The 26,987-nt window shown below is 69.0% G+C and carries 29 protein-coding genes; 16 read left to right on the top strand and 13 right to left on the bottom strand.

Annotated elements, in window-relative coordinates; all coding sequences use genetic code 11:
- Nucleotides 1-34: 34 nt before the first annotated feature.
- Complete coding sequence (locus tag ETO60_RS10950) at nt 35-700, bottom strand: hypothetical protein (RefSeq protein WP_130005637.1); 666 nt, start codon at nt 698-700, stop codon at nt 35-37.
- Nucleotides 701-1,692: 992 nt separating this feature from the next.
- Between ETO60_RS10950 and ETO60_RS10940 the strand changes: the two genes are divergently transcribed.
- The 10 genes from ETO60_RS10940 to ETO60_RS10895 all read left to right on the top strand — a co-directional run bounded on the left by ETO60_RS10940 (nt 1,693) and on the right by ETO60_RS10895 (nt 10,118).
- Nucleotides 1,693-2,601, top strand: a complete 909-nt coding sequence (locus ETO60_RS10940) for a hypothetical protein (RefSeq protein ID WP_130005635.1) — start codon at nt 1,693-1,695, stop codon at nt 2,599-2,601.
- A 111-nt stretch (nt 2,602-2,712) separates the two neighbouring features.
- Nucleotides 2,713-2,847 carry a 50S ribosomal protein L34 gene (rpmH, locus tag ETO60_RS10935; protein ID WP_130005632.1) on the top strand — a complete coding sequence of 45 codons (135 nt, stop codon included), beginning with the start codon at nt 2,713-2,715 and terminating at the stop codon, nt 2,845-2,847.
- Between the two features lie 62 nt (nt 2,848-2,909).
- Nucleotides 2,910-3,326 (top strand): ribonuclease P protein component, encoded by a 417-nt coding sequence (gene rnpA / locus ETO60_RS10930; RefSeq protein WP_234026463.1) that lies wholly within the window; start codon nt 2,910-2,912, stop codon nt 3,324-3,326.
- Entirely contained in the window at nt 3,323-3,589 is a 267-nt protein-coding gene (gene yidD / locus ETO60_RS10925; protein ID WP_130005628.1) for a membrane protein insertion efficiency factor YidD, read from the top strand. The genes rnpA and yidD overlap by 4 nt, the downstream gene beginning before the upstream one ends.
- Nucleotides 3,590-3,621: 32 nt before the next feature.
- Entirely contained in the window at nt 3,622-5,385 is a 1,764-nt protein-coding gene (gene yidC, locus ETO60_RS10920) for a membrane protein insertase YidC (protein ID WP_130005626.1), read from the top strand.
- Entirely contained in the window at nt 5,382-6,032 is a 651-nt protein-coding gene (gene yihA, locus ETO60_RS10915; RefSeq protein WP_130005624.1) for a ribosome biogenesis GTP-binding protein YihA/YsxC, read from the top strand. Before yidC ends, yihA begins: the two co-directional genes overlap by 4 nt.
- A 60-nt stretch (nt 6,033-6,092) precedes the next feature.
- On the top strand, nt 6,093-6,755 hold the full coding sequence (locus tag ETO60_RS10910) for a glutathione S-transferase family protein (RefSeq protein WP_130005622.1): 663 nt from the start codon (nt 6,093-6,095) through the stop codon (nt 6,753-6,755).
- Nucleotides 6,755-7,621, top strand: a complete 867-nt coding sequence (locus tag ETO60_RS10905) for a S1/P1 nuclease (RefSeq protein WP_234026460.1) — start codon at nt 6,755-6,757, stop codon at nt 7,619-7,621. The genes ETO60_RS10910 and ETO60_RS10905 overlap by 1 nt, the downstream gene beginning before the upstream one ends.
- Before the next feature lie 81 nt (nt 7,622-7,702).
- Entirely contained in the window at nt 7,703-8,827 is a 1,125-nt protein-coding gene (dapE, locus tag ETO60_RS10900) for a succinyl-diaminopimelate desuccinylase (protein ID WP_130005618.1), read from the top strand.
- 52 nt (nt 8,828-8,879) lie between these two features.
- Nucleotides 8,880-10,118, top strand: coding sequence for a dicarboxylate/amino acid:cation symporter (locus tag ETO60_RS10895; RefSeq protein WP_130005616.1), 1,239 nt, complete (start codon nt 8,880-8,882; stop codon nt 10,116-10,118).
- Here ETO60_RS10895 and nth read toward each other — a convergent pair.
- Together nth and dapB are read right to left on the bottom strand one after the other, a co-directional pair.
- A complete protein-coding gene (gene nth / locus ETO60_RS10890; RefSeq protein WP_130005614.1) occupies nt 10,115-10,771 on the bottom strand; it encodes an endonuclease III in 657 nt (218 codons plus the stop codon). The two genes, ETO60_RS10895 and nth, sit on opposite strands and share 4 nt — an antisense overlap.
- Nucleotides 10,768-11,496, bottom strand: coding sequence for a 4-hydroxy-tetrahydrodipicolinate reductase (gene dapB / locus ETO60_RS10885; protein ID WP_130005612.1), 729 nt, complete (start codon nt 11,494-11,496; stop codon nt 10,768-10,770). Before dapB ends, nth begins: the two co-directional genes overlap by 4 nt.
- A gap of 35 nt (nt 11,497-11,531) precedes the next feature.
- On the opposite strand from dapB, the gene ETO60_RS10880 reads away from it, so the two are divergent.
- Nucleotides 11,532-12,233, top strand: a complete 702-nt coding sequence (locus ETO60_RS10880; RefSeq protein WP_130005610.1) for an NAD-dependent deacylase — start codon at nt 11,532-11,534, stop codon at nt 12,231-12,233.
- 20 nt (nt 12,234-12,253) lie between these two features.
- Here ETO60_RS10880 and ETO60_RS10875 read toward each other — a convergent pair whose 3' ends face one another.
- From ETO60_RS10875 to mutM, 6 genes are all read right to left on the bottom strand, one after another.
- Nucleotides 12,254-12,577, bottom strand: coding sequence for a YnfA family protein (locus ETO60_RS10875; protein ID WP_199798880.1), 324 nt, complete (start codon nt 12,575-12,577; stop codon nt 12,254-12,256).
- 63 nt (nt 12,578-12,640) lie between these two features.
- Entirely contained in the window at nt 12,641-13,651 is a 1,011-nt protein-coding gene (locus ETO60_RS10870) for an isoaspartyl peptidase/L-asparaginase family protein (protein WP_390612821.1), read from the bottom strand.
- A 59-nt stretch (nt 13,652-13,710) separates the two neighbouring features.
- Nucleotides 13,711-14,487, bottom strand: a complete 777-nt coding sequence (locus ETO60_RS10865; RefSeq protein ID WP_199798879.1) for a HesA/MoeB/ThiF family protein — start codon at nt 14,485-14,487, stop codon at nt 13,711-13,713.
- Between the two features lie 24 nt (nt 14,488-14,511).
- Nucleotides 14,512-15,966 carry a chromosomal replication initiator protein DnaA gene (dnaA, locus tag ETO60_RS10860; protein WP_130005606.1) on the bottom strand — a complete coding sequence of 485 codons (1,455 nt, stop codon included), beginning with the start codon at nt 15,964-15,966 and terminating at the stop codon, nt 14,512-14,514.
- Between the two features lie 461 nt (nt 15,967-16,427).
- Nucleotides 16,428-16,688: a 30S ribosomal protein S20 gene (gene rpsT / locus ETO60_RS10855; protein WP_130005604.1), complete on the bottom strand. Its 261-nt coding sequence runs from the start codon at nt 16,686-16,688 to the stop codon at nt 16,428-16,430.
- A gap of 140 nt (nt 16,689-16,828) precedes the next feature.
- Nucleotides 16,829-17,644: a bifunctional DNA-formamidopyrimidine glycosylase/DNA-(apurinic or apyrimidinic site) lyase gene (gene mutM / locus ETO60_RS10850; RefSeq protein WP_130005602.1), complete on the bottom strand. Its 816-nt coding sequence runs from the start codon at nt 17,642-17,644 to the stop codon at nt 16,829-16,831.
- Nucleotides 17,645-17,700: 56 nt separating this feature from the next.
- On the opposite strand from mutM, the gene ETO60_RS10845 reads away from it, so the two are divergent.
- From ETO60_RS10845 to ETO60_RS10825, 5 genes are all read left to right on the top strand, one after another.
- Nucleotides 17,701-18,432, top strand: coding sequence for a class I SAM-dependent methyltransferase (locus ETO60_RS10845; protein WP_130005601.1), 732 nt, complete (start codon nt 17,701-17,703; stop codon nt 18,430-18,432).
- A gap of 62 nt (nt 18,433-18,494) precedes the next feature.
- Nucleotides 18,495-20,048 (top strand): 2-polyprenylphenol 6-hydroxylase, encoded by a 1,554-nt coding sequence (gene ubiB, locus ETO60_RS10840; protein WP_130005599.1) that lies wholly within the window; start codon nt 18,495-18,497, stop codon nt 20,046-20,048.
- A 178-nt stretch (nt 20,049-20,226) separates the two neighbouring features.
- Nucleotides 20,227-21,996 (top strand): bifunctional phosphopantothenoylcysteine decarboxylase/phosphopantothenate synthase, encoded by a 1,770-nt coding sequence (locus ETO60_RS10835; protein WP_130005597.1) that lies wholly within the window; start codon nt 20,227-20,229, stop codon nt 21,994-21,996.
- Nucleotides 21,993-22,451, top strand: coding sequence for a dUTP diphosphatase (gene dut, locus ETO60_RS10830; protein ID WP_130005595.1), 459 nt, complete (start codon nt 21,993-21,995; stop codon nt 22,449-22,451). The genes ETO60_RS10835 and dut overlap by 4 nt, the downstream gene beginning before the upstream one ends.
- A gap of 12 nt (nt 22,452-22,463) precedes the next feature.
- Nucleotides 22,464-22,787 (top strand): hypothetical protein, encoded by a 324-nt coding sequence (locus ETO60_RS10825; RefSeq protein ID WP_130005593.1) that lies wholly within the window; start codon nt 22,464-22,466, stop codon nt 22,785-22,787.
- A gap of 92 nt (nt 22,788-22,879) precedes the next feature.
- Here ETO60_RS10825 and ETO60_RS10820 read toward each other — a convergent pair whose 3' ends face one another.
- From ETO60_RS10820 to secB, 4 genes are all read right to left on the bottom strand, one after another.
- Nucleotides 22,880-23,581: a DUF4136 domain-containing protein gene (locus tag ETO60_RS10820; protein ID WP_130005591.1), complete on the bottom strand. Its 702-nt coding sequence runs from the start codon at nt 23,579-23,581 to the stop codon at nt 22,880-22,882.
- A gap of 119 nt (nt 23,582-23,700) precedes the next feature.
- Entirely contained in the window at nt 23,701-24,768 is a 1,068-nt protein-coding gene (gene trpS, locus ETO60_RS10815; RefSeq protein ID WP_130005589.1) for a tryptophan--tRNA ligase, read from the bottom strand.
- Entirely contained in the window at nt 24,761-26,326 is a 1,566-nt protein-coding gene (gene murJ, locus ETO60_RS10810) for a murein biosynthesis integral membrane protein MurJ (RefSeq protein ID WP_130005587.1), read from the bottom strand. The genes trpS and murJ overlap by 8 nt, the downstream gene beginning before the upstream one ends.
- A gap of 40 nt (nt 26,327-26,366) precedes the next feature.
- Complete coding sequence (secB, locus tag ETO60_RS10805; protein ID WP_130005585.1) at nt 26,367-26,888, bottom strand: protein-export chaperone SecB; 522 nt, start codon at nt 26,886-26,888, stop codon at nt 26,367-26,369.
- Between the last annotated feature and the right edge of the window lie 99 nt (nt 26,889-26,987).

The following is a 26,987-nucleotide window of genomic DNA, read 5'->3' as shown; positions in this document are numbered from 1 at the left end:
TTCTTAAGCCCATATCTACTTATTCCGGGCAATTTTATTTACTTCGAAAATGACCTCTGACATAAGTACCGTCACTTCTATAGTAACCCTGTACTTCAATCGTTTTCGGATTGCCTGTAATCTCACTTATGTCACCATAGCAGCTTCCATTTTCTGCACATCTCCCATAGCTATTAGTCGTAATTGGAATTGCATTTATAGCAGTAGACGGTGCAGGTGAAGGAATAAAACGAAGATTGCGGTGCTCACCATCAAATGCATATTCGTCATTATAATTAGCATCTTGGGCTAGATGCGATTGTCCAGCGGCTTTAAGATTCTCACGTACACTATTCCCGTAGACTGAGTACAACCTGTCAGGAATGTTAGAGCACTCATATCCATACGAAAGGCATAGCGAAGTCTCGTCCGATACTAACGCCTCCTCGTCTCTAGAATTATCAGAGATAGCACCTTCTTCATCTCCGGTGATGACGCCTTGCGCTTCTCCGTAAAAAGCGTGCTCATGTATATCCTGATCCCGTTGATCGACTAAGGTATTTAGGCCATTGTCGTACCCTAGGATGTACGCAACTATTATGATGCCTACAACGATAGCAGACTTCCAAAGTTTCATAAATAGACTAATATGCAATTTCCTGCTTTGTATTCCAATGGTGCCAGAGTTTTCCATTCTTGTTTCTCTCAGCTCACTGTTCACTGTTACAATTGTGGCCACGCCAATATCTTTGCCATTTGGCCGCCCACCCGCCATTAACCATCGCGCAGTTGATGTCGCCAAATCTGGGCGAGACACACCAGGCGGCGGTTCTATTTCCGCCTGCTTGGCCGTCCGATACACACCGTAAGGTGGGACCGCTAATCCGTGTGTGCCCACTCGGCATTGTGCCCGTCGGGGTGCCCAGGAGGCGGATCAGGGCGGCTTTCGAAGCCGCAGCGGAAACGGGTGGGCAGGGGTGACCTCTTCGACAGCTTCCGTCTGTTTCTCGCGCAGCAATTCCAGCCAATCTCACTCGTGGACCCTCTGCACACCAAACCGGACCGTCACCGTCCCACACGGCGATGGGGGTGCAGGCAAACACCTGCCCGCTCGGAACGATTGTCGCTGCCAAGATAAACTCTAGAAGCATCACGATTGACTTTCTGCTTGATTCTAAAGACGCTGTAGCTTTAAATTGTTAAAATGGTCAAAATTGCTCTTGCTGTTGCGTTTGCGTGTGCGTTCGCGGGTAGTCCGGTCGCGCCTTGTCACGCAGCATTAGTCACGGGGTCAAATACTTGCTGTAAAGTATGTAGCAAGGGCAAGGCTTGTGGCGACAGCTGCATCGCCAAGGAGAAGTCTTGCGATAAAGGCAAGGGATGTGCGTGCAATAGTAGGTAAGCTCCTAATCAAAGTATGAGAGTTGATCATGCGGCCTCTTTTTCTACTGATAGAGAAGAGTGTTTCGCTGCCCTCCCCAAGCACTCTCGCATAGTATTTGCAAGGAAGTTCGCCTCAAGCCCGAGATAGGCGACTGTTCTGACGAGGGTGACCACCGTGAAGCCTTCCGTTCGTTCGCCGGCGCACGAGCGGCCGCATGGGGCCGCAGCGATAGCGGCGGGCAGTTGCCCGCTGGCGAGCAAACATGGTGAACGCGGGCGCGGCAAACAGCCTTTAGGGAACGTCAACCTTTTGCGCGGACAAACGGAGCCATGGCACGCTGGCTTCTCACGCTGCTCGCTGCCGGTGCTCTGGGCGCCGGCCCGGTCCACGCTTCATCGGGGTCGCTGCCGGCGGTTGCCGGCACGGCCGGCGCCGTCAACGCCTCGCTGGCGCTTGCGGCGCTCGACCATGTCCGCTGGCGGGGCGGCGGCTTTCCCGCCCACGCTTTCGTCCTCGACGCGCATCAGCGCGCCGCGGCCAGCCGCTTCGGACCGTTCCGCGTCATCGACGGGGTGCGCGCCGAGATGGTCGGGGCGACGGATGCCGACACGCCGGCGCAGTTTGCGGCGATGCTGCGCCTCCATCCGGGCCTGCGCCAGATCGACATGGTGGATTGTCCGGGCACCTATAACGACCGCGCCAACCTGAAGCTGGGACGGATGATCCGCGCCGCGGGTCTGGCGATGCAGGTGCCGTCTCACGGATCCGTGCGGTCGGGCGCGGTGGACCTGTTTCTCGCCGGACGCGAGCGCCGGCTGGCGGCGGGCGCGCGGTTTGCCGTCCATTCGTGGCAGGATGCGCACGGACGCGAGGCGCGGCACTTTGCCGCCGATGCCGCGCCGAACCGCCAGTATCTCGACTACTACCGCGACATGGGGATGAGCGACGGCGCCGCCCGCGCCTTCTACGCCTTCACCAATTCCGTCTCCCACGCCGAGGCCCTGTGGCTCAGCGGGGCGGAGATGGCGCGATGGCTTCCGGAGGGTGGCAGCGCGCCGGCACCCGCACAGCCACCGCGCTGGGCAGGCGGACCGGTCGATCGAACGGGCGCCGCGGGGCACCTGAGGCCGGTGCGCATCGAGCTGCAGCTTGCCTGGCGCGATCCGCATGGTCCGGCGGCTCCCGCGGGGCAGGAGCGCACCGCCACCGTGGCGCTTGACTTGCCGGCGCGCCTCTAGTAGCCGCCCGCCCAGATGTTGCGCGCGGAAAGCCCGCGTGCTTGGCACTTGCCTCAGGAAACGATGCAGCAGTCGGCGGCCCCTTGAGCGCGCCGGTCCGGGGATAGACAGATGAAGCGCACTTTTCAGCCCAGCAATCTCGTGCGTGCGCGCCGCCACGGCTTTTTCGCGCGCAAGGCCACTCCGGGCGGCCGCAAGGTGCTGCGCGCGCGTCGTCGCCGCGGACGCAAGACGCTCTGCGCCTGAACCGGCAGGCCGGATGATCGCGGTCGTCCCGGCAAGTTCCTGACTCGTCCGGCGGACCACCCCTGCCGCCCGCACTTCAAACCATCCGCAAACGGCGCGACTTCGTCGCGGCGAATGCTGGCGTGCGCGTGGCCAAGCCTGGCTTTGTCCTGCTCACGCATCCGAACGCCCTGGACGTGAGCCGCGTCGGCGTCACCGTCACCAAAAAGATCGGCAACGCGGTGCAGCGCAACCGCATGAAGCGACGCCTTCGCGCCCTCGCGCGGGAGACGTTGCCCGAGGCAGGACTCGACCGGCATGACCATGTCCTCATCGGCAGGGCCGGCGGCGTCGAGCGGGATTTCCGGCAGATGCGCGCCGAACTTCTGGACGCACTGGAGCGCGCCCGGCGGGGGCGGGGCGATCCGCCGCGCCGGCCCGGGCCGGGCGCGGGGCGCCGGTCGGCGTCCGGCGACGCCCGGCTGCGGAGCGACCGGTGAAGGCGCTTCTCATCGCTCTGGTGCGCCTCTGGCAGTGGGGGCCGAGCCGGGTTCTCCCGCCGACCTGCCGCTATCTTCCCAGCTGCTCGCAATACGCGGTGGAAGCGCTCGAGCGGCACGGCGTGATTCGGGGTGGATGGCTGGCGGCGAAGCGGCTAATGCGCTGCCATCCATGGGGTGGGCACGGGTATGATCCGGTGCCCGTGTCAGAACCGCACCGCGGGTGCGCCCGAAACGACAGCGCCGGCCGGGATCAGGAATAGCCCGCGCTCCGGCTGACAGGATCGACGCGACGTTGGACAATCAGCGCAATCTCATCGTGGCCGTCCTGCTCTGCGGCCTGCTTCTCCTCGGCTACGATGCCGCCATGCGGTTCTTCTATCCGCAGGCCATGGCGCCGATCGCCGCATCGCCGCCGGCCGACACCCCGGCCGAACGGGCGGCGGTGCGCACGCCGGGGATCGACACGCCGGGACAGGCGAACCGGCAGGTCGATCTTGCCACCGCCCTGTCGGCGCCCGTCCGCGTGCCGGTGGAAGCGCCGCGGATCACCGGGTCGGTCAACGCGCAAGGGGCGCAGATCGACGACATCACCCTCGTCGATCACCGGCAGTCGATCGCCCGTGACAGCAGTCCGGTGCGCCTGTTCGCCCCGGCCAACAGTCCAGTGCAGCAGTTCGCGCGCCTCGGCTTTCTGGTCAATGGGCAGGTGGCGACCGGCGCGGACACGCTGTGGGAGCGGTCGGGCGGCCCTCTGGCTCCCGGCAGCCCCGTCGTGCTGACGCATCGCGGCGCGCAGGGCGAGGTGTTCACCATCCGCTTCTCCGTCGACGAAAACTACATGATCACCGCCGAACAGACGGTGGCCAACGGCGGCGCGGCCGCCATCGTGACGCAGCCCTTCGCCGCGATCACCCGGACCAGCGCCACCGCCACGCCGGACATCTGGAACATCCATTCCGGCCCCATCGGGGCGTTTGGCGGCGTAGTCAGCTATGCCGTCGAGTACGACGATCTCGGCCGGGGCGCGGTGAACGTGCCGGCAGGGCGCCCGGACTGGATCGGCTTCACCGACCAGTACTGGCTGTCGGCGCTCGTCCCCGACCCGCGCGCGCGGGTGGAGGGCAGCTTCCGCGGACTTGGCGACAGCCTCTTCCGCGCCGACCTCATCTACCAGCCGCAGACGCTGCCGCCGGGGCAGCAGCTCACCGTCACCACCCGCGTGTTCGTCGGCGCCAAGGAGAGCCGCGTGCTCGAGGCGTATGAGCGGACGCTCGGCATCGCCCAGTTCGACAAGGCGATCGACTGGGGCTGGTTCTACTGGTTCATGAAGCCGATCCTGTGGCTGCTGCTGTGGCTGTTCGAGCTGGTCGGCAATTTCGGTGTCGCGATCATCCTGCTCACCGTGCTGGTGCGCGGGCTGATGTTCCCCATTGCGCAGAAGCAGTTCGCCTCCATGGCCGCGATGCGCGCGCTGCAGCCGCGGATGAAGGCGCTGCAGGAGCGGTACAAGGACGACAAGCCGAAGATGCAGCAGGAGCTGTTGGCGCTCTATCGGGACGAGAAGGTGAACCCTCTCGCCGGCTGCCTGCCCATCCTGATCCAGATCCCGATCTTCTTTGCCCTCTACAAGGTGCTGCTGCTGGCGGTGGAGATGCGCCACCAGCCCTTCGTGCTTTGGATCCGCGACCTCTCCGCGCCCGACCCGGCGCACATCCTGAACCTGTTCGGCCTGCTCCCCTTCGAGGTGCCGACGCTGCTCGCGATCGGGCCGCTGGCGGTGCTGCTCGGCGTCACCATGTGGCTGACCTTCCGCCTCAACCCGACGGCCATGGACCCTGTCCAGCAGCAGGTGTTCTCCATCATGCCGTGGGTGCTGATGTTCGTGATGGCGCCGTTTTCCGCCGGGCTGCTGCTGTACTGGGTGACCTCCAATATCCTCACCGTGGCGCAGCAGAGCTACCTTTATTCCAGGCACCCGCAGCTCAAGGCAGCGGCGGAGAAGGAGCGGCTCGAGAAAGAGAAGGCCTCGGCCCGCGCGCGGCAGGAGAGCACGTGAGCGCGGACGACGAGGGCGCGGGCGCCGCGATCCGCGCCGCGGACCGGCTGTTCTCCGGCCGCGTCGCGTTTCTCCTGTCGGCGCCGCAGCTGAAGTTCCTGCCCGAACCGACCGTGCCGGAGATCGCGTTTGCCGGGCGGTCGAATGTCGGCAAGTCGTCGCTGCTGAACGCCCTCACGGGGCGGCGGGCCATCGCCCGCGCGTCCACGACGCCGGGACGCACGCAGGAACTCAACCTGTTCGAGGTGGGGGAGCCGGCCCTGTTCCGCCTCGTCGACATGCCCGGCTACGGCTTCGCCAAGGCGCCCGTCCGCGTGGTCGAACGCTGGCAGCAGCTGGTGCGAACCTATCTGCGCGGCCGGGCGGTGCTGGCCCGCACGCTGGTGCTGGTGGACAGCCGCCACGGCCTCAAGGATGTCGACCGGGAGATGCTGCGGATGCTGGACGAGGCGGCGGCCGGCTACCGGATCGTGCTGACCAAGGCCGACAAGGTCAGCCGGGCGGAACTCGACGCCGTGATCGCCCGTACCTCCGAGGAAGCACGGACCCATCCGGCCGCCCATCCGGTGCTGCACGTCACCAGCGCCGAGACGAAGCTGGGCATCGGCGCCCTGCGTGCGGCGGTGCTGGAGGACGCCCGGACCTGACGTCAGGGGTGGCGGGCCGGCAGGGGGGTGCAGAATGGACGCAACGAGCAGGGCACGGGCATGAAGCTGATCCTTGGCAACAAGAACTATTCGAGCTGGTCCCTGCGCGGCTGGCTGGCGGCCAAGCAGTCGGGTCTGCCGTTCGAGGAAATCACCGTGCCGCTGTTCGGCGAGGAGTGGAGCCGGGCGCAGGATCAGGGTCTGCAACCCTCCAGCGGCAAGGTGCCGATCCTGTGGGACGGGGACGTTGTCGTGTGGGACAGCCTCGCCATCCTCGACTACCTTGCCGACAAGGTCGGACGCGACCGGTTCTGGCCCAGGGACGAGGTGGCGCGCGGGCTGGCCCGGTCGATGGTGGCGGAGATGCACTCCTCCTTCCACGCGCTGCGGCAGAACTGTCCCATGAACATCCGCATGCGGGTCGACCTGCCAGATTTGCCCGACGCGGTGCGGCACGACATCGTGCGCATTCTTCAGCTCTGGGCCGAGGCCCGCGCCCGGTTCGGTCATGGCGGGCCGTTCCTGTTCGGCACCTTCGGCGCGGCCGACATCTTCTACGCTCCCGTCGTGACGCGTTTCCTGACCTATCGCATCGGCGTGCCGGGATTTGCCCACGCCTACATGGAGGCGATCTGGGAGCATGTCTGGATGCAGAACTGGATCAGCGCGGCCGAGAGCGAGGAATGGGTGCTCGAACAATACGAAGTGGGGCGGGAGCAATGATGGCAGCAGTGATGCGGGCGGTCGCGGCCCTGCTGGTCGCGGTAACTGCCGCCGGTCCGGCGAGCGCCTGGGGCGAGTTCGGCCATCGCACCACGGCGGCCATCGCCATGGAGAACATCGCGCCCCGGACGCGCGCGGAACTGGCGGCCCTCTGGCGCCATGCGCCGCTGCTCGGGACGCCCGAATGTCCGCTCGCCGATCTCGAGGACGCGTCCTACTGGCCCGACTGCCTGCGCGGCAATGCGCCGCGCTGGGCCTACACCTTCCCGTGGCACTACCGCACCGCGCCGATCTGCGAGCCGTTCAACCCGCGCGCCAACTGCGCCAGCGGCAACTGCGTGACGGCGCAGATCGAGCGCAATTTCCGGCTGCTCGCCGACCGCAGCCTGCCCGGCAACATCCGGCTGGAGGCGCTGGCCTTCATGGTTCACTTTGCCGGGGACGTGCACATGCCGCTTCATTCCGGCGACCGCGAGGATCGGGGCGGCAACGACCGGCGGGTGACCTACGGCATCATCCCCGGCCTGAACCTGCACTGGGCATGGGACGGGCCCATCGCCGAGCGGGCGATCACTTCGGCCCGGCCGGCGCTGACGCGGCGGTTCACCGGGGAGGAGCGCCGCGCCCTTGGCGGAGGCCGGCCGGATGACTGGGGGCGCGAAAGCTGGCAGACCGCGCGCGACTTCGTCTATCCGGAGGCTTTCGGCCGCCCCCCCTGCGAGGACGAACTGCCGCAGGAAACCGCGCTGAGCCAGGAGACGATCGAGCGCGCCCTGCCGGTCGCCGAACGCCGGATCACGCAGGCGGGCCTGCGCATCGCCGAGCTGCTGGACGCGGCGTTGTCGGCGCCGGCGGCGGCGCGCTGAATGCGGACATCCCCGGCGCCGGCATGCGCCTGCCGGGTGCGCCCTTGTCCGGACGGCCCACCCTGCTAGGCGGCGCGGACCATGGCTGACGCACTCGACCTTGCCCGGCGGCTCATCGCCGCGCCGTCCGTCACGCCGGCGCGCGGGGCGGTGTTCGACACGCTGGAGGCGATGCTGCGGCCGCTGGGGTTTGCGGTCGAACGCACGCACGATGGCGAGGAGCCGGACGGCCCGGTGGAGAACCTCCTCGCCGTGCGCGCCGGACCGCCCGGCGCGCGCCACTTCGCCTTTGCCGGCCATGTCGACGTGGTTCCCCCCGGCGAGGGGTGGCGCGGCGACCCTTTCGTGCCGGTGGAGCGTGACGGCCTCCTGTACGGGCGCGGCGCGGTCGACATGAAGGGGGCGGTCGCGGCCATGGTGGCGGCGGCGGCGCAGGTGCCGGACGACGCCGGCACCCTGTCGTTCCTTGTCACCGGGGACGAGGAAGGTCCGGCCATCCACGGCACGCGGGCCCTCATCGCGCGTCTGCAGGAGCGCGGCATCCGGCCGGACCTGTGCCTCGTCGGCGAGCCGACAAGCGTGCACCGGCTGGGCGACACGGTGAAGATCGGGCGGCGCGGGTCGCTCAACGTCTGGCTCACGGTGGACGGCGTTCAGGGACACGTCGCCTATCCGCACCTTGCCGACAACCCGGTCAGCCGGCTGGTGCGGATGCTGGCCGAACTCGACGCGATGGAACTGGATGCGGGGACCGAGTGGTTCCAGCCCTCCAACCTCGAGATCACCGACCTCGAGGTCGGGAACGCGGCCACCAACGTCATTCCGGCGCGGGCGCGGGCGCGCGTGTCGGTGCGGTTCAACGACCGGCACACCGGCGCCGCGCTGGCCGAGCGGATTGCGGCCATCGCCGCCCAACACGGCGGAACCGCGCTCCCGATCGTCTCGGGCGAGCCGTTTCTCACTCCGCCCGGAGCGTTCTCGGATCTGGTCAGCACCGCGGTGCAGGCGCACACCGGCATCCGCCCCGAGCTGTCGACCAGCGGCGGAACCTCCGATGCCCGTTTCCTGCGCAGCGTGTGTCCGGTGATCGAGTTCGGGCTCGTCAACGCCACCATGCACAAGGCGGACGAGGCGGTGGCGATCGACGACCTGCGCGTCCTTGCCGCCATCTACGCCGACATCGCGCGCGCCGCTCTGCGCGCTTGACGCTGCGCCGCAAACGCGCAAGCGTCCGCAGCGCTGGGGAGGAAAAATCACGATGTTCCGCACATGGCTAGCCATTCCGCTGTGGAAGCGGGTCATCGCCGCGCTCGTCCTCGGCATCATCGTCGGACGGCTGTGGGGTCCGGGGGCGGAGAGCATCAAGATCGTCGGCGACGTGTTCGTGGCGTCGATCAGGATGCTGGTCGTGCCGCTGATCTTCTTCAGCCTCGTCTCCGGCGTCGCGGCGATCGGCGACCTTGGCAAGCTCGGCCAGGTCGGCGGGCGCGCCATGCTGCTGTTCGTCGTCACCGGGCAGATGGCGGTCTGGCTCGGCCTGCTGCTCGGCACGGTATTCGCCCCTGGCGTGGGCGTGGACACCAGCGCGCTGCAGATGGGGCCGGTGCCCGAACCGCAGGAGACGAGCTGGCGCGACATGGTGCTGTCGATCATCCCGCAAAGCCCGGTGCAGGCGATGGCCGACGTGGCGGTGCTGCCGCTGATCGTGTTCTCCGTGCTGCTGGGCATCGGCATCCTGATGGCACGCGAGGACGGGGCGCCCGTGCAGCGGGTGTTCGATTCCGGCTCGGTCGTCATGCAGAAGGTGACCATGATCGTCATGGAGCTGACGCCGTTCGGGGTGTTCGCGCTGATGGCGTGGGTGGCGGGCACGCTCGGCTTCGATGCGCTCCTCGCCCTCGCGCAGCTCGTGGGGCTCAACTATCTCGGCTGCCTGCTGATCATCGGGCTCATCTACACCGGCATGGTGAAGTTTCTCGCGCGGATGCCGGTGATCCCCTTCTTCCGCGGCATCATCGACGCCATGGCGGTGAGCTATTCCACGGCTTCCTCGAACGCGACCCTGCCGGTGACGCTGCGCTGCGCGGAACGCAACCTCGGCATCAGCCCGTCCGTCGCCAGCTTCGTCATCGCCCTTGGCGCGACCATCAACATGAACGGGACGGCCATGTATCTGGGCCTTGCCACCCTGTTCGGCGCGCAGGTCTTCGGCGTCGACCTGACCTGGGGGCAGTATTTCCTCATCTCGATCCTCGCGACGCTCGGGGCGATCGGAGCGGCGGGCATTCCGGGCGCCGGCCTGATCATGATGGCGCTGGTGTTCGGGGCGGTGGGTGTCCCGCTCGAGACGATCGCCTTCGTGGCCGGGGTGGACCGGATCATGGACATGATGCGCACGACCACCAACGTGACCGGCGACGCCGCGGTGGCGACGACGGTTGCGTCGATGACGGGCGAGATCAACCGCGCCGAGCTGGTCAGCGCCGACGACGTCTAGACGCGGCGGGCGGCGGGCTTCTCCTGCACCTTGGCCGGATAGCGGCACAGATCCGCCACCGGACAGCGCCAGCATTCCGGCACCCGCGCCTTGCAGACATACCGCCCGTGGAGGATCAGCCAATGGTGCGCGTGGCGCCGGTAGGGGTCCGGCACCCGCCTCTCGAGCACGGCTTCCACGGCCTCGGGCGTCCGGCCGGGCGCCAGTCCCGTGCGGTTGCAGACGCGGAACACGTGGGTGTCGACCGCGAAGGTGTCGTGCCCCAGCGCGCAGTTCAGCACCACGTTGGCGGTCTTGCGCCCGACGCCGGGCAGGCGGACCAGCGCCTCGCGCGTCGTGGGCACCTCTCCGCCGAACGCGTCCACCAGCATGGCCGCCGCGGCCATGATGTTCTTCGCCTTGCTGTTGAACAGGCCGATGGTCCTGATGTGGTCGCGCAGCCGCTCTTCGCCCAGCGCGAGCATGTCCTGAGGTGTCGCGACCTGCGCGAACAGCGCCCGCGTGGCGCGGTTTACCCCCGCATCCGTCGCCTGTGCCGACAAAGTCACCGCGACGAGCAGCTGGTAGACATTGCCGTACTCGAGTTCGGTCCGGGGTTCCGGCTCGGCCCCGGCCAGCCGCCGGAAGAACTCGCGCACGTCGTGCCGCGTCACAGCTCCAGCACGTCCTCCATGCCGTAGCGTCCCGGCGGCCGGCCGATCAGCCACTGCGCGGCCCGCACCGCGCCGCGGGCGAACAGCCGGCGGTTCTCGGCGTGGTGCGAGAGGATCAGCCGTTCATCTTCCCCGGCAAGGATCACGCTGTGCTCGCCGGCGACGGTCCCGCCGCGCAGCGAGGCAAAGCCGATGGCTCCCGGGCGGCGGGCGCCGGTGTGCCCATCCCGTCCCCGTTCGCTGTGCTCCGCCAGGACGATGCCCCGTCCGCGTGCCGCCGCCTCGCCGAGCAGCAGCGCCGTGCCGGACGGTGCGTCGACCTTGTGCCGGTGATGCATCTCGACAATCTCGACATCCCAGTCCGCGCCCAGCCGTGCCGTCGCTTCGCGCAGCAGATGCGCGAGCAGCGTCACGCCCAGCGAAGTGTTGCCGGTCTGGAGCACGGGAACGGCCCGGGCGGCATGGTCGATGGCCTGATGGTGACTCTCCTCGAGGCCCGTGGTGCCGATCAGGATCGGGATTCCGGCGCCGATCGCCGCGTAGAGGTTGTCCTGAAGCGCGCCGGGGCTGGAAAAATCGACGAGCACGTCGCTCCCGTCCGCCAGCCGGGCGACATCGCCGCCGCGATCGACCCCGCCGGCAAGATCGTGGCCGTCATCCGCGAGCATGGCCGCAATCGCGCGCCCCATGCGCCCTTCGCTGCCGATGATGCCGATCCGTGCCATTGCGCCAGCCCTCTCCCCTGTGCTTCATGGCCGCCATGCGGCCACTTCGCAACATCGTCATCCTGACCGGCGCGGGCATTTCCGCGGAGAGCGGGATCGACACGTTCCGCGCCGCCGACGGGCTCTGGGAGCAGCACCGGATCGAGGATGTGGCGACGCCGGAGGGTTTCCGACGCGACCCGGCGCTTGTCCACCGCTTCTACGACGCGCGCCGGGCTGCGGTACAGCGGGCCAAGCCGAACCCGGCGCACCGGGCGCTGGCGCGGCTCGACGCGGAGTGGCCGGGCGCGCTGCTGATCGTCACCCAGAATGTCGATGACCTGCATGAACGCGCGGGCGCCCGGCGGCTGCTGCACATGCATGGCGAGCTGCTCAGCGCCCTGTGTGCCGCCTGCGGGGAGCGGCATCGCTGGACCGGGGCGCTGGGCGCCGGGCCGGCCTGTCCGGGTTGCGGGTGCGCGGCGCTCAGACCCGATGTGGTGTGGTTCGGGGAGATGCCCTACGGGATGGAGCGCATCTACACCGCCCTGCAGCAGGCGGACCTGTTCGTGTCGATCGGCACCAGCGGCGCGGTGTACCCGGCCGCCGGCTTCGTCGCCGAGGCGCGCCGCTGGGGCGCACGCACGCTGGAACTGAACCTCGAGGAGAGCGAGGGATCGGCGCTGTTCGACGAGACACGACTGGGCCGGGCGGGAGAGCTGGTGCCGGCGTGGGTGGAGGAGGTGTTGAAGGCCTAACGCGTCGTTGCGGCCGCATGTCAGCGGGGCCGCGGACCGTAAAGGATGATGGCCGCACCGACGAGGCTGACGGCGACGCCGATCAGGTCCCAGCGATCCGGCCGGACGCGCTCCACCCCCCACAGCCAGAGAATGGCCGAGAGGATGTAGACGCTCCCGTAGGCGGCGTAGGTGCGTCCGGCGTGATCGGCGTCGACCAGGGTCAGCAGCCAGGCGAACAGGCACAGGCTGGCAATGCCGGGCACCAGCCACAGCGGCGTGCGGTCGAGCCGCCACCACATCCAGACTGCAAAGCAGCCGGCGATCTCGAACAGGGCTGCGGCAAGATACAGTGCTGCGGTCATCCATGGCATGGCGGTGCCGATCAAAAGGCGGGGCGGGGAGGTGCGCCGCGACCGGACGGAGTGTCACTCGTCCCCATAGATCGCCACCGTCGCCGCCGCGCCCCGCCGCGCCACCCCGCGGTACATGCCCGGCGTGTTGAACGAAAAGGCGTGGGCGCCATCCGCCGTCAGTGCAATCACGCCTCCACTACCCCCAAGCTGGAGCGTCTCCGCCTGAACGGCATCGGCCGCCTGCTGTACCGGGTCGCCCGACAGCCGCACCCGCGCACAGATCTCGTGCGCGACGTTCATGCGGATGTAGAACTCGCCCGCGCCGGTCGCCGATACGGCGCAGGTCGCGTCGGCGAACGTGCCCGCGCCGATCAACGGGGCATCGCCCACGCGGCCCCAGCGCTTGCCCGTCACCCCGCCGGTGGAGGTCGCGGCGGCGAGGTTGCCGGCGCTGTCGCGCGCCACGGCGCCGACGGTGCCGAACTTGTGGTCGGGGTCGAACGCGAGGGCGGACTGCCGCTGTCCCTGCTGCTGCGCCGCCCGCCAGCGTTCGAGCTGTTCACGCCGTTCGGGCGTGGCGAACCACTCTGGTGCGGCCTGCTCCAGCCCTTCGGCGCGCGAGAAGGCGTCCGCCCCGGCGCCGATCAGCATGACATGCCCGCTGCGCTCCATCACCGCGCGGGCGAGGCTGATCGGGTTGCGGGTCGCCGTCACGCCGGCCACCGCGCCCGCCGCCCGCGACCGGCCGTCCATGATCGCGGCGTCCAGCTCGTTCGTGCCGTCCGCGGTGAACACGGCGCCGCGCCCGGCGTTGAAGTTCGGGTCGTCCTCGAGCACGCGCACCGCCGCTTCCACGGCGTCGAGCGCCGAGCCGCCGCCGTCGAGCACCGCTCCGCCCGCCGCCAGCGCCGCGTTCAGCGCCGCCCGCACAGCCGCGTCGCGTTCGGGAGTCATCCGCTCGCGTTCGATGACGCCGGCGCCCCCATGGATCACGAGGGTCCACTCCTGCGCCCGTGCCGACGCGCCGCCGAGGGTGGCCATCATCGCCATGGCGATCGCCATGGTTCCAAGCGCGTGTCGCATCTCCGCTCCCGCTCCGTCATCCGTGTCGGCGCGAATGCAGCACAGGCGCGGCCGGAAGGCTAGTCCCCCGACCCGCAGGTGCGGCAGGCGGGATCCTTGCTGATGCGGATCTGGCGCATGGCCGGTGCCAGCCCGTCAAGCACGTGCAGCCGGCCCCACGGCGGGCGGGCGAAGGCGAGCGAGTGCGCCGCGACCAGCACGCGCACCGCAAGCAGGGCCGCGAAGCTGCCGGTCCAGCCCGCCATCGCCCCGAGCATGCCGTCCTCCGCGCAGGTGTCGCAATCCTCGGCGTCGAACGCGTCGCCGACGAAGCAGCGGTAGCAGGGCTGCTCCGGCAGGTGTCCGGCAAAGGCGCCGACCTGTCCCTGGAACCGCCCCACCGCGGCGGAGAGAAGCGGCACTTCCAGCGCGACGCAGGCGTCCGACACCGCGAGGCGGGTGGCAAAGGTGTCGGTCCCGTCGAGAACCAGCGCCGCGCCGGCGAGAAGCGTGGCGGCATTGTCCCGCGTCAGGCGCGAATCGCTGACCCCGACATCCAGCTGCCGGTCGAAATTGGCCAGCCAGCGGCGCGCCGCCACGGCCTTGCCATGGCCGACGTCCCGTTCGGTGAAGATGGTCTGGCGCTGGAGATTGCTGGCATCGACCGTGTCGCTGTCGATCAGGGTGAGCCGGCCGACTCCCGCAGCCGCGAGATACTGCAGCGCCGGCGAGCCGATGCCGCCAAGCCCGACCAGCGCGACGTGAGCGCTGGCGAGCGCGACCTGTCCCGCGCCGCCGATCTCCGGGAGGACGATGTGACGGGCAAAACGCTCGAGGCGGTCGGGCGGCAGGGGCATGGCCGCCTTCCTAGCTCGTGCGGGTCAGGATTCCAGCTGTCTCAGCAGGCTGCGCACGTCGCCGTCCATGTCGGCATCGCGCACGCGCAGCTCCTCGATCAGGCGCACCGCATGGATCACGGTGGAATGGTCGCGTCCGCCGAACTTGCGGCCGATCTCGGGATAGGAGCGGGGGGTCAGCACCTTGGCGAGGTACATCGCCACCTGGCGCGGGCGGACCACCGCGCGCGCGCGGCGCTTGGATGCCATTTCCGTGCGGTCGATGCGGTAGAACTGGCACACGGTGCGCTGGATCTCGTCAATGGTGATCCGGCGGCGATTGGCCGACAGGATGTCCGACAGCTGCTCGTCGGCAAGCTGCAGCGACACCTCCTGGCCGGTGAGCTGGGCGTAGGCGATGAGCTTGTTGAGCCCGCCGACAAGCTCGCGGATGTTGCGGGTGATGGTCCGGGCGAGATAGTCGATCACATCGTCCGGCACGGACAGGGGCGCGAACCGGGTCAGCTTCGATTCGAGAATGGCGCGGCGCAGGTCGATGTCGGCGGCCTGCATGTCCGCGACCAGCCCCATCGACAGGCGGCTGAGCAGGCGCGGTTCCACCCCGTCCAGCGCCTGCGGCGCGCGATCGGCGGCGAACACGAGCCGCTTGCCCTCGGCCAGCAGCGCGTCGATCGTGTACAGCAGTTCCTCCTGCGCCGAGGCCTTGCCGATGATGAACTGGATGTCGTCGACCAGCAGCAGGTCGAAGGACCGCAGGCGGGACTTGAACTCCAGCGTCTGCTGCGCCTTCAGCGCCTGCACGAACTCGATCATGAACCGTTCGGCCGAGCAGTAGAAGATCCGCGCCCGCGGATGCGTCTGCAGAAACGCGTGGCCGATGGCGTGCAGCAGGTGGGTCTTGCCCTGACCGGTGGCGGCCTTGAGGTAGAGCGGCGCGAACTGCGGCGGCTCGGGCGCGGCCATGCGCTGCGCCGCGTTGCAGGCCAGCACATTGGCCTCGCCGGTGACGAAGGCCGCGAAGGTGAGGGTGGGATCGAGGCTCGCGGCTGCGGTGAAGCTTTCTGCCGGCGCGTCTCCCGCGCGCAGCGGCACCACCGGCTGATCCGCGCCGCCGTGCGGGGCGACCGAAATCTGAAGCTCGTGAGTCTGGCGTCGTCCCGGCTGAGCCGTGATCTTGAGATGCCGCACCTCGCTGCGGGCGATCTTCCACGCCAGCGCCAGCCGGTCGTGGAACTTGCGCTGCACCCAGTCGGCGGAAAATTCGGTAGGCAGATGAAGCTCGAGGGTGCCCGTCTCGGCGCAGAACCCGCCGAGGCGGATCGGCTTGATCCACTGCGCGTGCGCTTGCTGACCCAGATCCTTGCGCAGACCGAGGCTGATGTCCGCCCAGTCCGCGGCGAGGGCGACAGTTTCCTGCTCGTCCTCCGCGCATGCCGATGACACCGGCCGGGCAGCATGTCCTGGGCGTTGGCTGGTCATGAAGCTCCCCTCGCTCCTCTCGGCTCGTTCCGTGCGGCGGGCGCGTTTTTTCATCCTGCATCCCACCCCCGTGCGATGCCGAATCACGTCCCCCGGATTGTGCGTGAGGCCGCCATGGCCGACCGGATCACCCGTGCGATGCTCCCGGCCATGCGTCTCGAGCGGGGTTGTAGGTCGCCGGCGCGACAGCCGGCAAGAGCATCGGCGTAAAAAAACAGAAATAATGCGGCTTGACACCGCGAGACCCGCAGAAGTCAATCTAAATTGCTGTTTTGCAAAGACTTCAGGCTCGCAAGGAGGCACGAATCGGCGGCGCGCCGGGGGCATTGCCGATCCGGTCGAGCGAAGGTGCCATGTGACAGCCTGACACGCGAAAGCGGCTCTCGCCATGGGCGGAGCCGCTGCGCACGGTCAGAGATCTTTCAGTGACAGAGACAGGCGCGCAGCGGCGCCGGTCGGCGTCAGAGCGCGGCGACGCGCTTGGTCAGGCGGGAGTATTTGCGCGCCGCGGTGTTCTTGTGCAGCACACCCCGCGCCACGCCACGCGCCAGCTCGGGCTGCGCCTTCTTGAGCGCTGCCGCCGCCTGCTCGCGGTCGCCGGCGGCAATGGCGCTTTCGACCTGCTTCACGAACGTGCGGATCCGGCTCACCCGCGCGGAATTGATGGCAGCGCGCGACTGGTTGCGACGGATACGCTTGCGTGCCTGCGGCGTGTTGGCCATGTCAGTCCTTCGTCATCGACCGCCTGCGGGCGATCGTCCTGTGCTTGATGGGGCGAGTGGGAGCGGACGGTCGGACCGCCGCAAGTGCTCGCCGTTACCGGCTCGCGCCGCGCCCGTCAAGCCGGCCTCACGCGTGCCCCTCACCGCTGGCAGCGGGGGCAATGCCAGGTGCTTCGGCCGCCCTGCACGATCCGCACGACGGTGCCGCAGCGTGGCCGCAGGCACGGCTCGCCCTCGCGGCCATAGACGGAAAAGCGGCTGGCGAAGTAGCCGAGCGCGCCGTCGGGCTGCAGGAAGTCGCGCAAGGTGGAGCCGCCCGCCGCGATCGACTGCTCCAGCACCAGCCGCGTGGCGGCGACCACCCGGCCGAGCGCGGCGGCGGACACCGCGCCCGCCGGCCGCAGCGGGCTGACCCGCGCGTGCCACAGCGCTTCGCAGACATAGATGTTGCCGAGGCCGGCGACGATCCGCTGGTCGAGCAGGGCCAGCTTGATCGCCTGCCGCCGCCCGCTCAGCGCCGTCCGCAGGTGCGCCGGCGTGAACCCGGTGCCGAGCGGTTCGGGTCCCAGTCGGGCGAACCCGGTCCAGCGGTCGAGCCCCTCCGTTCCGACCAGATCGACGAAACCGAAGCGGCGCGGATCGTTGAGCGCAAAGGTGCGGCCCTCCGCCTCGATGAGGAGGTGATCGTGCCGGTCCCCCGCCGACGGGTCGATGCGCCAGCGCCCGCTCATGCCGAGGTGGAACACGAGCGTGTCACCCCGGTCGCCATGGATGAGCCCGTATTTCGCGCGCCGGCCAAGGCCGGTGATGCGGGCGCCGGTGAGACGCGCGGCGAGGTCGCGGGGAAACGGGTAGCGCAGCCCTTCGCGCAGGACCCGCACGCGCTCGATGCGGCGGCCGTCGAGATGCAGGGCAAGCCCGCGCACCGTGGTTTCGACTTCGGGAAGCTCGGGCATGACGCGTGCTGTATCACCCTTTGCGGGGCGGGCAATTGCCCCTAAGGCGAGCGGCGATGAGCGACACTGTTTCGTTTGGCTACGCCGAAGTCTCGCCCGAGGAGAAGACGCGGCGCGTCGGCGCGGTGTTCAGCAGCGTGGCGGGCCGCTACGACCTCATGAACGATGCCATGTCGGGCGGCCTGCACCGCGCCTGGAAGTCGCGCTTCGTCAGCCGTGTGAAGCCGCGGCCCGGCGAGGACATTCTCGACATGGCCGGCGGCACGGGCGACATCGCCTTCCGCATGGCGCGCCGCGGGGCACGGGTCACGGTGGCCGACATCAATCCGGACATGCTCGATGTCGGCAGGGAGCGGGCGGCGCGCAGGGGCCTCGAGACGCTCGTCTGGTCGCGCCAGAACGCCGAAGCGCTGTCGTTCCCCGACGCGAGCTTCGATGCCTACACCATCGCCTTCGGCATCCGCAACGTCACCCGGATGGAGCAGGCGCTGACCGAGGCGCACCGTGTGCTGCGCTTTGGCGGGCGGTTCTTCTGCCTGGAGTTCTCGACGCTGACGTGGCCGGGCGTCAGCGAGGCCTACGACCTGTACTCCGCCAAGGTCGTGCCGCGGCTGGGGAAGGCGATCGCGGGGGACGAGGACAGCTACCGCTATCTGGTCGAATCGATCCGGCGGTTTCCGCCGATGGAGCGGTTCGCCGGAATGATCCGCGACGCCGGGTTCGGGCAGGTGCGCGTCGAGCCGATCATGGGCGGACTCGTCGCCATCCATTCCGGCTGGAAGGTCTGAGCCATGGCGGACGCGGCGCGGCGCATCGTGGCGGCCTGCCGCGCAGCCGGGCGGCGGGCGCGATGACCCGCCCTGTGACGCACATCCTGCGCCTGCTCGGCTGGGGGCGGACCCTCGCGGGCTACGGCGCGCTCCGGGGCATCGAGCGTGACCCGAGCACGCCCGATCCTGTCCGCCGCCTCGTCAGGCTGGCGCGGCTTGGCACCCGACAGCCGGCTCAGCCGGACTATGCCGGGGCGTTCCGGGCCATCGGGCCGGCGGCCATCAAGCTCGGGCAGACGCTGGCGACGCGGCCCGATCTTGTCGGGGACGAGGCCGCGCGCAATCTCCTGAGCCTTCAGGACAGCCTGCCGCCCGTGCCCTACGCGGCCATCGAGCAGGTCATCGAGACGAGCTTCAACCGCCCTGTCGAGGCGCTGTTCCGGTCGGTCGACCCGGTGCCGGTCGGGGCGGCGTCGATCGCGCAGGTCCATCGCGCCGTCACGACGGATGGCCGGGATGTCGCCGTCAAGGTGCTGCGGCCGGGGATCTCCGAACGCTTCCGGCGGGACATCGACACCTACGAGTGGGCGGCCGCGCACCTGGAGGCCTTTGGCGGCGAGGCCCGGCGGCTGCGGCCGCGGCTGGTGATTGCGAACTTCAAGCGCTGGACCGCCCGCGAGCTGGACTTCCGGCGCGAAGCGGCCGCGGCCAGCGAACTGGCGCAGGCGATGGTCGCGGTCGAGGGGTTCCGCGTGCCGCAGATCGACTGGGACCGGACCAACAGCCGGGTGCTGACCTCGGAGTGGATCGACGGCATCAAGATCAGCGACACCGACGCGCTGCGCGCCGCCGGGCACGACCTGCCCGCACTCGCCAGCACGCTGGTGCTCACCTTCCTGACCCAGGCGATCACGGCCGGATTCTTCCATGCCGACATGCACCAGGGCAATCTGTTCGTGGAGCCCGACGGCACGATCGTCGCCATCGATTTCGGCATCATGGGCCGGATCGACCGGCAGGCGCGGGTGTGGCTGGCGGAAATCCTCTACGGCCTGACCACCGGCGACTACCGGCGCGTGGCCGAGATCCATTTCGAGGCCCAGTACGTGCCGAGCCACCACTCGGTGGAGGAATTCGCCACGGCCCTGCGCGCCGTGGGCGAGCCGATGCGCGGCAAGCCGGTCAGTGAGCTGTCCGTCGGCCAGATGCTCGACGGGCTGTTCGCCATCACCCGCGAGTTCGAGATGCAGACCCAGCCGCATCTGCTGCTGCTTCAGAAGACGATGGTCATGGTCGAAGGCGTCGCGACGCAGCTCGACCCGCAAATCAACATGTGGGAGGTGGCCGGCCCGTTCGTGCGCAGCTGGGTGCGCGACGAACTGGGGCCGGAAGCGGTGATCGCCCGCCGGCTGCGCGAAGGCGCCGAAACGCTTGCGCGCCTGCCGGCGCTGCTGCGTCGCCTGGAAGAGCTGTACCCGCCGCGCGGGGGCGCGCCCGAGCCGCCGCCAGTGCCCAAGGTCGAGCTGATCTGGGAACGCCGCCGCCGGCAGCGCCGCACCTGGCCACTGGTGCTTGCGGCCGCGGCAGGCGCCGGTGCCGCCTGGCTCGCCGCTCTCCAGGGCTTCATCGGCTGAGCGGCGCATCGACAGGTCAGAAGTGACTTGTTAACCATGTTCTCTCGCACGGCGCTAAGCTTAACGCCTTATCAGCCATGCTGCCCCTGATGCTGGCCATGGCGACCGCACTGCGCCGGCGCTGCGGGCAGGGCGGAGGCGACCGGGCGGGCAGGTGGTGAGAGGAATGGGCACAGAGATGATCACCGACACGGGCGGGACGGACGAGGCCGGGCCCCTGTTCGAGGGAGCAGGCGGGGCAAGGCGCATCCTGCTGGTGGTCGGTGGCGGCATCGCGGCGTACAAGGCGTGCGAGCTTGTGCGCCTGATCCGCCGCGCGGGGCTGGATGTGACCTGCGTGGTGACACAGGGAGGGCAGCAGTTCGTCACCCCGATGGCGCTGGCCGCGCTGTCGGGAAGCCGCGTCTACACCAGCCTGTTCGACCTCAAGGACGAGGTGGAGATGGGGCACATCCAGCTCTCGCGCGAGGCGGATCTGGTCGTCGTGTGCCCGGCCACCGCCGATCTGCTCGCCAAGATGGCGGCCGGCATCGCCGACGATCTCGCCACCACCCTGATCCTTGCCACGGACAAGCCCGTCGTCGCGGTGCCGGCGATGAACGTGCGCATGTGGCAGCACGAGGCGACCCGCCGCAATGTGGACCGCCTGCGCGACGCGGGGGTGACAGTGCTCGATCCCGCCGAGGGGAGCATGGCGTGCGGGGAAACCGGTCCGGGCCGTCTGCCGGAGCCGGACGAAATCTGGGCCGCGCTGGCGGCGCAGCTTGGCCTTCCGCAGCCGTTGCTCCCGGCTGGCGCTGCGCTCTCCGGGCCGCAGGCGCCCGCGCTCACGATCGACGATCTGGCTGCCGAGGCGCTGGAGCCGGAAGAGGCCGAAGAGAGCGAGGAGGGCGAAGAAGCCGAGGACGGGCGTCCGCGCGGCGGGCTGGGCAGTCTTCTGTCCGCCATCATCCCGCGGTCCGCGCGGCGGGCGCAGCCTCTGGGGTTCGACACGCCGGACGGCGAGGGGGCGGGCGACCCCTGGTCCGGAGCCGACCCACAGGCGGATCCCTGGCCCGGCGCGGACTGCGTCGCGTCACCCGGTGCGGAGGACAGGCTCTCCCACGCCGGCGACACCCCGCTGCTGGCGCGCAAGGGACAGGCGTTCGCCGCCCCCCCGACCGACCGCCAGGCGCTCAACCACATGGTGCGCACGGGGTCCGGCGCCGCGGCGCCCGAGCCGCTGGACGAGAGCGGAGCCGGCGCGGGCGGGCTGTCCCAGCCGCACGAGACGTTCATCTTCGACGCCGAGGGCGGTGAACGGCCGCTCGAAGGGCGTCATGTTCTGGTGACCGCCGGTCCGACCTGGGAAGCCATTGATCCCGTGCGCTTCCTCGCCAACCGCTCTTCCGGGCGACAGGGCTTCGCCATCGCCGGCATGGCCGCTGCGGCCGGCGCCCGCGTGTCGCTGATCGCCGGGCCGGTCGCCTTGCCCACGCCGCCCGGCGTCGACCGCATTGACGTCGAGTCGGCGGAAGAGATGGCAGCCGCGGTGAAGCAGGCTCTTCCCGCCGACATCGCCTTCATGGTCGCGGCGGTGGCGGACTGGCGACCCGCGCACGTCGCGCCGGAAAAGATGAAGAAGCGCGGGTCGGCGCCGCCTGCCCTCATGCTGACGGAGAACACCGACATCCTTGCCAGCGTCGCGGCCAACCGCGCCCGTCCGGCCCTGCTGGTCGGCTTTGCCGCCGAAACCGAGAATGTCATTCCCAACGCGATCAGCAAGCGCAAGCGCAAGGGCGCGGACTGGATCGTGGCGAACGACGTGTCGACGGACGTCATGGGCGGCACGCGAAACACGATCAGCCTCATCACGGCCGAAGGCACGGAAAGCTTCGACGAGATGTCGAAGCTCGAGGTGGCCCGCGTGCTGGTTGCCCGGGCGGCGGCGGCCGTGGCGCCCGCATGACACCGCTGGACGAGCAATCGGTGACGGTGCCGGTGCGCCGCCTCGCCCATGCGGAGGGACTGGACCTTCCGGCCTACGCCACGACCGGCGCCGCGGGAATGGATGTCGCCGCGGCCGAGACGGTGGAACTGGCGCCCGGCGCGCGCCATGCCGTGGCCACGGGGCTGGTGCTGGCGATCCCCGACGGCTACGAGGTGCAGGTGCGGCCCCGCTCGGGGCTGGCGCTGCGTCATGGCGTCACGGTGCCGAACACGCCGGGCACGATCGACGCCGACTACCGCGGCGAGCTCAAGGTCATCCTGATCAACCACGGCACCGAACCTTTCATCGTCCGGCGTGGCGAGCGGATCGCCCAGCTTGTGCTCGCGCCGGTTGTCCGCGCGGCGTGGCGCGTCGTCGACAGCGTGCCGCTCACGCAGCGGGGCGACGGTGGCTTCGGCTCGACAGGGATGTGACAGGCTGATCCCGTGACCGGACTGCTGCCCCTCGGCACGGTGCTCCTCGGCCTCGTTCTGCTGGCAGCCTGGACGGTGGTGCTCGTCTGGGTGGCGTCCCGCCTGCTGCGCATCGTGGCGCGCGGCACGGGCTGGCAGGCCACGGCGCCGCGCGCCGTCGCGCTTACCTTTGTCCTGCTGCTGGCGGCGATCCACTTCGGCAACTGGCTGATCACGCTGGCCGACGACCGCATCGCCGGGGCGCGAAGCAGCGGCCCCAGCTTTCCTCCGGCGTTCCTGATCGCATCCGTCGCCATAGCGGTAGGGGTGGCGGTCATCCGCGCCCGCCGCGGGTGAAGCGGTCGGCGCGGGGTCCGCCGGAGGCAGGCACGCTGGCGCAACGGGCGGCGCGACCACTCGCCGCTCCGCCCGCTGCTTTCAGACGTTGCTCAACGGATCGGCCGGACGGTGCGCCGGTCCCCTTCGGGCGCGATCGAGATCCGCACCGTCTCGCCGGAATTGCCGGGGAAATCGGTGAACATCGCCTCGACCAGATTCGGCACGAGGTGCTGCAGCCGGTTCGAGGTGGAGACCGCCTCGGCCCGCCCTTCGAACAGCCGCTGTCCCGTGCCCGCCTGCTCGATCTGCAGCGAAATGCCGCTGGTGAAGACGGTGTAGCTGCGGATTTCCGGCCCGCCGAAGAACGGATCGTGGAAGCCGTAGGCCCAGGCGCCCGGACCCCAGTAGCTGCGGTGGCCGAAGGGCGAACGGTAGAAGCGCCCATATCCGTACCACGGACCCCAGAACGGATCGCGGAAACCCGGAGTGGAGCGGATCTGCGTGCGGCCGTTGTCGACACCGTAGTTGAAGCGGACCAGCAGGTTTGCGGTCTCGGGTGAGGAAGCGCGCTGATAGCCGAGGCGCTGCATCTGATCGGCCACGTAGTTCGCGTACAGCGCGAACTCGAGCCCGCCCTGGAGCGCCGGATCGGCGGCGACCACGGCAAAGGTCTGCCCCTGAGGCGCCGGAAGCTGCGACTGGAAGCGCGACACGTCGGCGCGGAACGGGGTGGCGCAGGCCGCCAGGCTCGCGAGGAGCAGCGGCACCGACGCCAGTTTTGCCGCACGCCCGAACTGATGAAACTTGCCCATCGCCTTCTCCGCCTTTCGCATTGTCACCGACTCGCCAGGGCGAGCGTTGTTCCGTGCCTTAGCTGCGGCAAGGTGAACTCGCTTTGAACAAAGCGAGAAAACGACGGGTTTTAAGCGGGTTAGAGGGAGCCGGGGCGCAGGATGCCGGCCGCTTTGTAGGCGGCGTCAAGCGTGGGCTGGGCCAGCGCGCGGGCGCGCACCGCGCCGTCGACCAGCATCTGCTCGACATGGCGGGGATCGGCGAGCAGGTCGCGCAGACGCGTGGAAATGGGTTCGAGGGTGGCGACGAGCAGGTCCGCGAGCGCGTTCTTGAACGCCCCGAAGCCGGACCCGCCATGATCGGCCAGCACGGCGGCGACGTGCGTTCCGGCGAGGCTGGCATAGATGGTGACGAGGTTCGCCGCCTCCGCCCGCCCGTCCAGCCCCTCCGCCTCCGACGGCAACGGCTCGGGATCGGTGCGGGCCTTGCGGATCTTCTGGACGATGGCGTCGGCGCCATCGGTGAGGTTGATGCGGCTCATGTCCGAGGGATCCGACTTCGACATCTTGGCCGACCCGTCGCGCAGCGACATGATGCGCGCCGCGCTGGGCGGGATAATCGGCTCGGGCAGGGTGAACAGCGGCCGGCCAAGCTGCGGCTCGGCGAAGTCGTTGTTGAACTTCTGCGCGATGTCCCGCGCGAGCTCAAGGTGCTGCTTCTGGTCCTCCCCCACGGGGACGTGGGTTGCCTGGTACAGCAGCACGTCCGCGGCCTGCAGGACGGGATAGGTGAACAGGGCGACACTCGCGCCCTCGCGGTTCTTTCCTGCCTTGTCCTTCCACTGCGTCATGCGGTTCAGCCAGCCCATCCGGGCGGTGCCGTTCAGCAGCCACTGAAGCTCGGCGTGCTGCGGCACCTGCCCCTGGTTGAACAGGACCGAGCGCGTCGGATCGATGCCGCAGGCCAGCAGCGTCGCCGCCATTTCGACCGTCTCGCGCCGCAGGCGGGCAGGGTCGAGCGGCATGGACAGGGCGTGCAGGTCGGCCAGGAAGAACAGGCAGGTGCCGTCCGGCCCCAGGCTGTTCTGCATGGCCACCCAGTTGCGGATGGCGCCCAGATAATTGCCAAGGTGCAGGTTGCCCGTCGGCTGGATGCCGGACACGACGCGCGCGGCGACTGGAAGGGCATCAGGCAGGACGTCAGGCATCGCGCTGCATCAGCCTGGAGATCGTCGGACGGTCTACGATCCGCAGCGCCGCGCCGGTGACGACGAAGGCGACCCCGCCCACCAGCATCAGGAGCATCAGCGCGAACAGCCGCTGGGTCGTTCCCGCGCCCGCGGCAGGCGCGGTTGCATCGGTGAACCACCACAGGGCAACGCCCATCATCGCCGCGGCGAGCGCGATCCGCGCCAGCCGGCCGATGACGAGGCCGGTCAGATGGTAGAAGCCGCGCCGGTGCAGCAGGGTGTAGAGCAGGGCCGAGTTGAGCCATGCGCCGACCGACCCGGAGAGCGCCAGCGCCACCACGCCGAGACGCGGCACGAGGAGGAGGTTCAGCGCAATGGTGACGACGAGGCTGATGGCGGCGGTGATGACCGGCGTGCGGGTGTCGCGGCGCGCGAAGAAGTTGGGGGTGAGCACCTTGACCAGCACATAGGCCGGCAGGCCCAGCACGAGGGCGGACAGCACGTTTCCGGTGATCGCCGCGTCCTGCGCGGTGAACTCGCCGCCCTGCATGAATGTGCGCACCAGCGGCGTCGCAATGAAATACAGCGCCACGGCCGCCGGCACGGTGAGCAGCATCGACAGCTCCACCGCGTTCGATTGCAGCCGCTGCGCCTGATCCCCCTCGCCGCGCGACACCATGCGCGAGAGCGAGGGCAGGATGGCCGTGCCCAAGGCAATGCCGATGATGCCGAGCGGCAGCTGGTTCCAGCGATCAGCCATCGCCATGTGCGTCAGGCTCCCGTCAGGCAGGCCGCGCATGAAGGCCAGGTCGACGAGGCGGCTGATCTGATAGACGCCGGCCCCGAACACCGCGGGGACGATGAGGATGCCCATCTCCTTCACCCGCGCTGTGAGACGGGGGCGAACCAGCGGGATGCGGAAGCCTCCTCGGTGCATCCACCAGCCCAGCCACAGCAGCTGCGCCAGGCCCGATGCGGAGACGGAGATCGCCAGGGCAAGGCCGGTGGCCGCCTTGCTCTCCTCTCCCGCGGGAAGGATCATCCCATAGATGAGCGCCAGCACGAGAAACAGGTTGAGGATGATCGGCGCCGCAGCGGCAGCCGCGAAACGGGCGAGCGAGTTGAGCACCGCCGCCAGCAGCGAGGCGAGGCTCATGAACAGCAGGTAGGGAAAGGCGATCCGGGCCATCGTCACGCCGAGGTCGTAGACGCGCGCGTCGCCGCGCAGCTCCTCGTTGGCGAAGGCGTAGAGGATCCACGGCATGAACAGCATGAACAGGCCGCCGAACACGACGAGGATCGGCAGCAGGATGGCCAGCACCTCGGCCGCGAACTGCCGCGCCGACCGGTCGCTCTCGGTCATGTGCCGGTTGAACAGGGGAACAAACGCGCTCGCGAAAGCGCCTTCGGCGAACAGCCGGCGGAACAGGTTGGGCAGCTGGAAGGCGAGCTGCCAGGCATCGGCGATGCCCCCGGCGCCGAGAACCCGGGCCAGCAGGATGTCGCGGGCAAAGCCGAACACCCGGCTGACGGCGGTCAGCCCGCCGATCGTGCTGACGTTCTTGATGAGGCTCATCGGTCAGGACGGGTCCCGAACGCGCAGGCCGGGATGAGACTCAGGCGTTGCCGGCCGGTGCCGCATCCGCGTTGCCGGCCTGCTGGCGCGCCTGCAACTGCTGAAGATACAGCCCGTTGAAGTCGATCGGTTCGAGAACCAGCGGCGGGAAACCCGCATCCTGCACGGCGTCGGCCACGATCCGGCGGGCGAAGGGGAAGATGAGCCGCGGCGCCTCCGCGTAAAGGAAGGCGTGCGCCTGATCGTCCGGAATGTTGCGCATCCCGACCAGCCCGCAATAGGCCAGCTCCACGAGGTAGAAGTTGCCCTTCTCGCCCTTGGCCGTGACGTTCACCTTCAGCTCGACCTCGTGGACCTCCTCGGTGACGCGGTTCGCGGCGATGTTGAACTGCAGGTCGATCTGCGGCTGTTCCTGCCACTGATAGCTGTTCGGCGCGTTGGGATTCTCGACCGAGAGATCCTTGACATACTGCGAGATGATGCCGGCCGCCGGACGGGTGTCGGCACCGTTTGCGGCAGCATCACCGTCGAGATCCGTCAGCACGTTGCCTGGTTCAGCCATCGGGGTGTGTTCCGTCTTGTCGGGATTGGAAGCGTGGCGGCCGCCCTATGCCGCCGCGCGCCACAGGTCAATGCACCTTGCCGGGAGCCAGCGTGCCGC

It is taken from the genome of Qipengyuania thermophila, assembly GCF_004153605.1.
Taxonomy (GTDB): Bacteria; Pseudomonadota; Alphaproteobacteria; order Sphingomonadales; family Sphingomonadaceae; genus Qipengyuania_B; species Qipengyuania_B thermophila.
Note: the sequence above shows the minus strand (reverse complement) of the source record. Positions and strands in the feature narration are given on the sequence as shown.

Coding starts and splice junctions, on each gene's coding strand:
- rpmH (WP_130005632.1), top strand. CDS start 2,713: ATGAAGCGCACTTTTCAGCCCAGCAATCTCGTGCGTGCGCGCCGCCAC.
- dnaA (WP_130005606.1), bottom strand. CDS start 15,966: ATGACCAGCCAACGCCCAGGACATGCTGCCCGGCCGGTGTCATCGGCA.
- ETO60_RS10880 (WP_130005610.1), top strand. CDS start 11,532: ATGCGGCCACTTCGCAACATCGTCATCCTGACCGGCGCGGGCATTTCC.
- ETO60_RS10910 (WP_130005622.1), top strand. CDS start 6,093: ATGAAGCTGATCCTTGGCAACAAGAACTATTCGAGCTGGTCCCTGCGC.
- ETO60_RS10870 (WP_390612821.1), bottom strand. CDS start 13,651: ATGCGACACGCGCTTGGAACCATGGCGATCGCCATGGCGATGATGGCC.
- murJ (WP_130005587.1), bottom strand. CDS start 26,326: ATGAGCCTCATCAAGAACGTCAGCACGATCGGCGGGCTGACCGCCGTC.
- dut (WP_130005595.1), top strand. CDS start 21,993: ATGACACCGCTGGACGAGCAATCGGTGACGGTGCCGGTGCGCCGCCTC.
- ETO60_RS10905 (WP_234026460.1), top strand. CDS start 6,755: ATGGCAGCAGTGATGCGGGCGGTCGCGGCCCTGCTGGTCGCGGTAACT.
- dapB (WP_130005612.1), bottom strand. CDS start 11,496: ATGGCACGGATCGGCATCATCGGCAGCGAAGGGCGCATGGGGCGCGCG.
- ETO60_RS10865 (WP_199798879.1), bottom strand. CDS start 14,487: ATGCCCCTGCCGCCCGACCGCCTCGAGCGTTTTGCCCGTCACATCGTC.
- ETO60_RS10845 (WP_130005601.1), top strand. CDS start 17,701: ATGAGCGACACTGTTTCGTTTGGCTACGCCGAAGTCTCGCCCGAGGAG.
- ETO60_RS10940 (WP_130005635.1), top strand. CDS start 1,693: ATGGCACGCTGGCTTCTCACGCTGCTCGCTGCCGGTGCTCTGGGCGCC.
- trpS (WP_130005589.1), bottom strand. CDS start 24,768: ATGCCTGACGTCCTGCCTGATGCCCTTCCAGTCGCCGCGCGCGTCGTG.
- ETO60_RS10835 (WP_130005597.1), top strand. CDS start 20,227: ATGATCACCGACACGGGCGGGACGGACGAGGCCGGGCCCCTGTTCGAG.
- ETO60_RS10820 (WP_130005591.1), bottom strand. CDS start 23,581: ATGGGCAAGTTTCATCAGTTCGGGCGTGCGGCAAAACTGGCGTCGGTG.
- dapE (WP_130005618.1), top strand. CDS start 7,703: ATGGCTGACGCACTCGACCTTGCCCGGCGGCTCATCGCCGCGCCGTCC.
- ubiB (WP_130005599.1), top strand. CDS start 18,495: ATGACCCGCCCTGTGACGCACATCCTGCGCCTGCTCGGCTGGGGGCGG.
- ETO60_RS10875 (WP_199798880.1), bottom strand. CDS start 12,577: ATGACCGCAGCACTGTATCTTGCCGCAGCCCTGTTCGAGATCGCCGGC.
- rpsT (WP_130005604.1), bottom strand. CDS start 16,688: ATGGCCAACACGCCGCAGGCACGCAAGCGTATCCGTCGCAACCAGTCG.
- secB (WP_130005585.1), bottom strand. CDS start 26,888: ATGGCTGAACCAGGCAACGTGCTGACGGATCTCGACGGTGATGCTGCC.
- mutM (WP_130005602.1), bottom strand. CDS start 17,644: ATGCCCGAGCTTCCCGAAGTCGAAACCACGGTGCGCGGGCTTGCCCTG.
- ETO60_RS10895 (WP_130005616.1), top strand. CDS start 8,880: ATGTTCCGCACATGGCTAGCCATTCCGCTGTGGAAGCGGGTCATCGCC.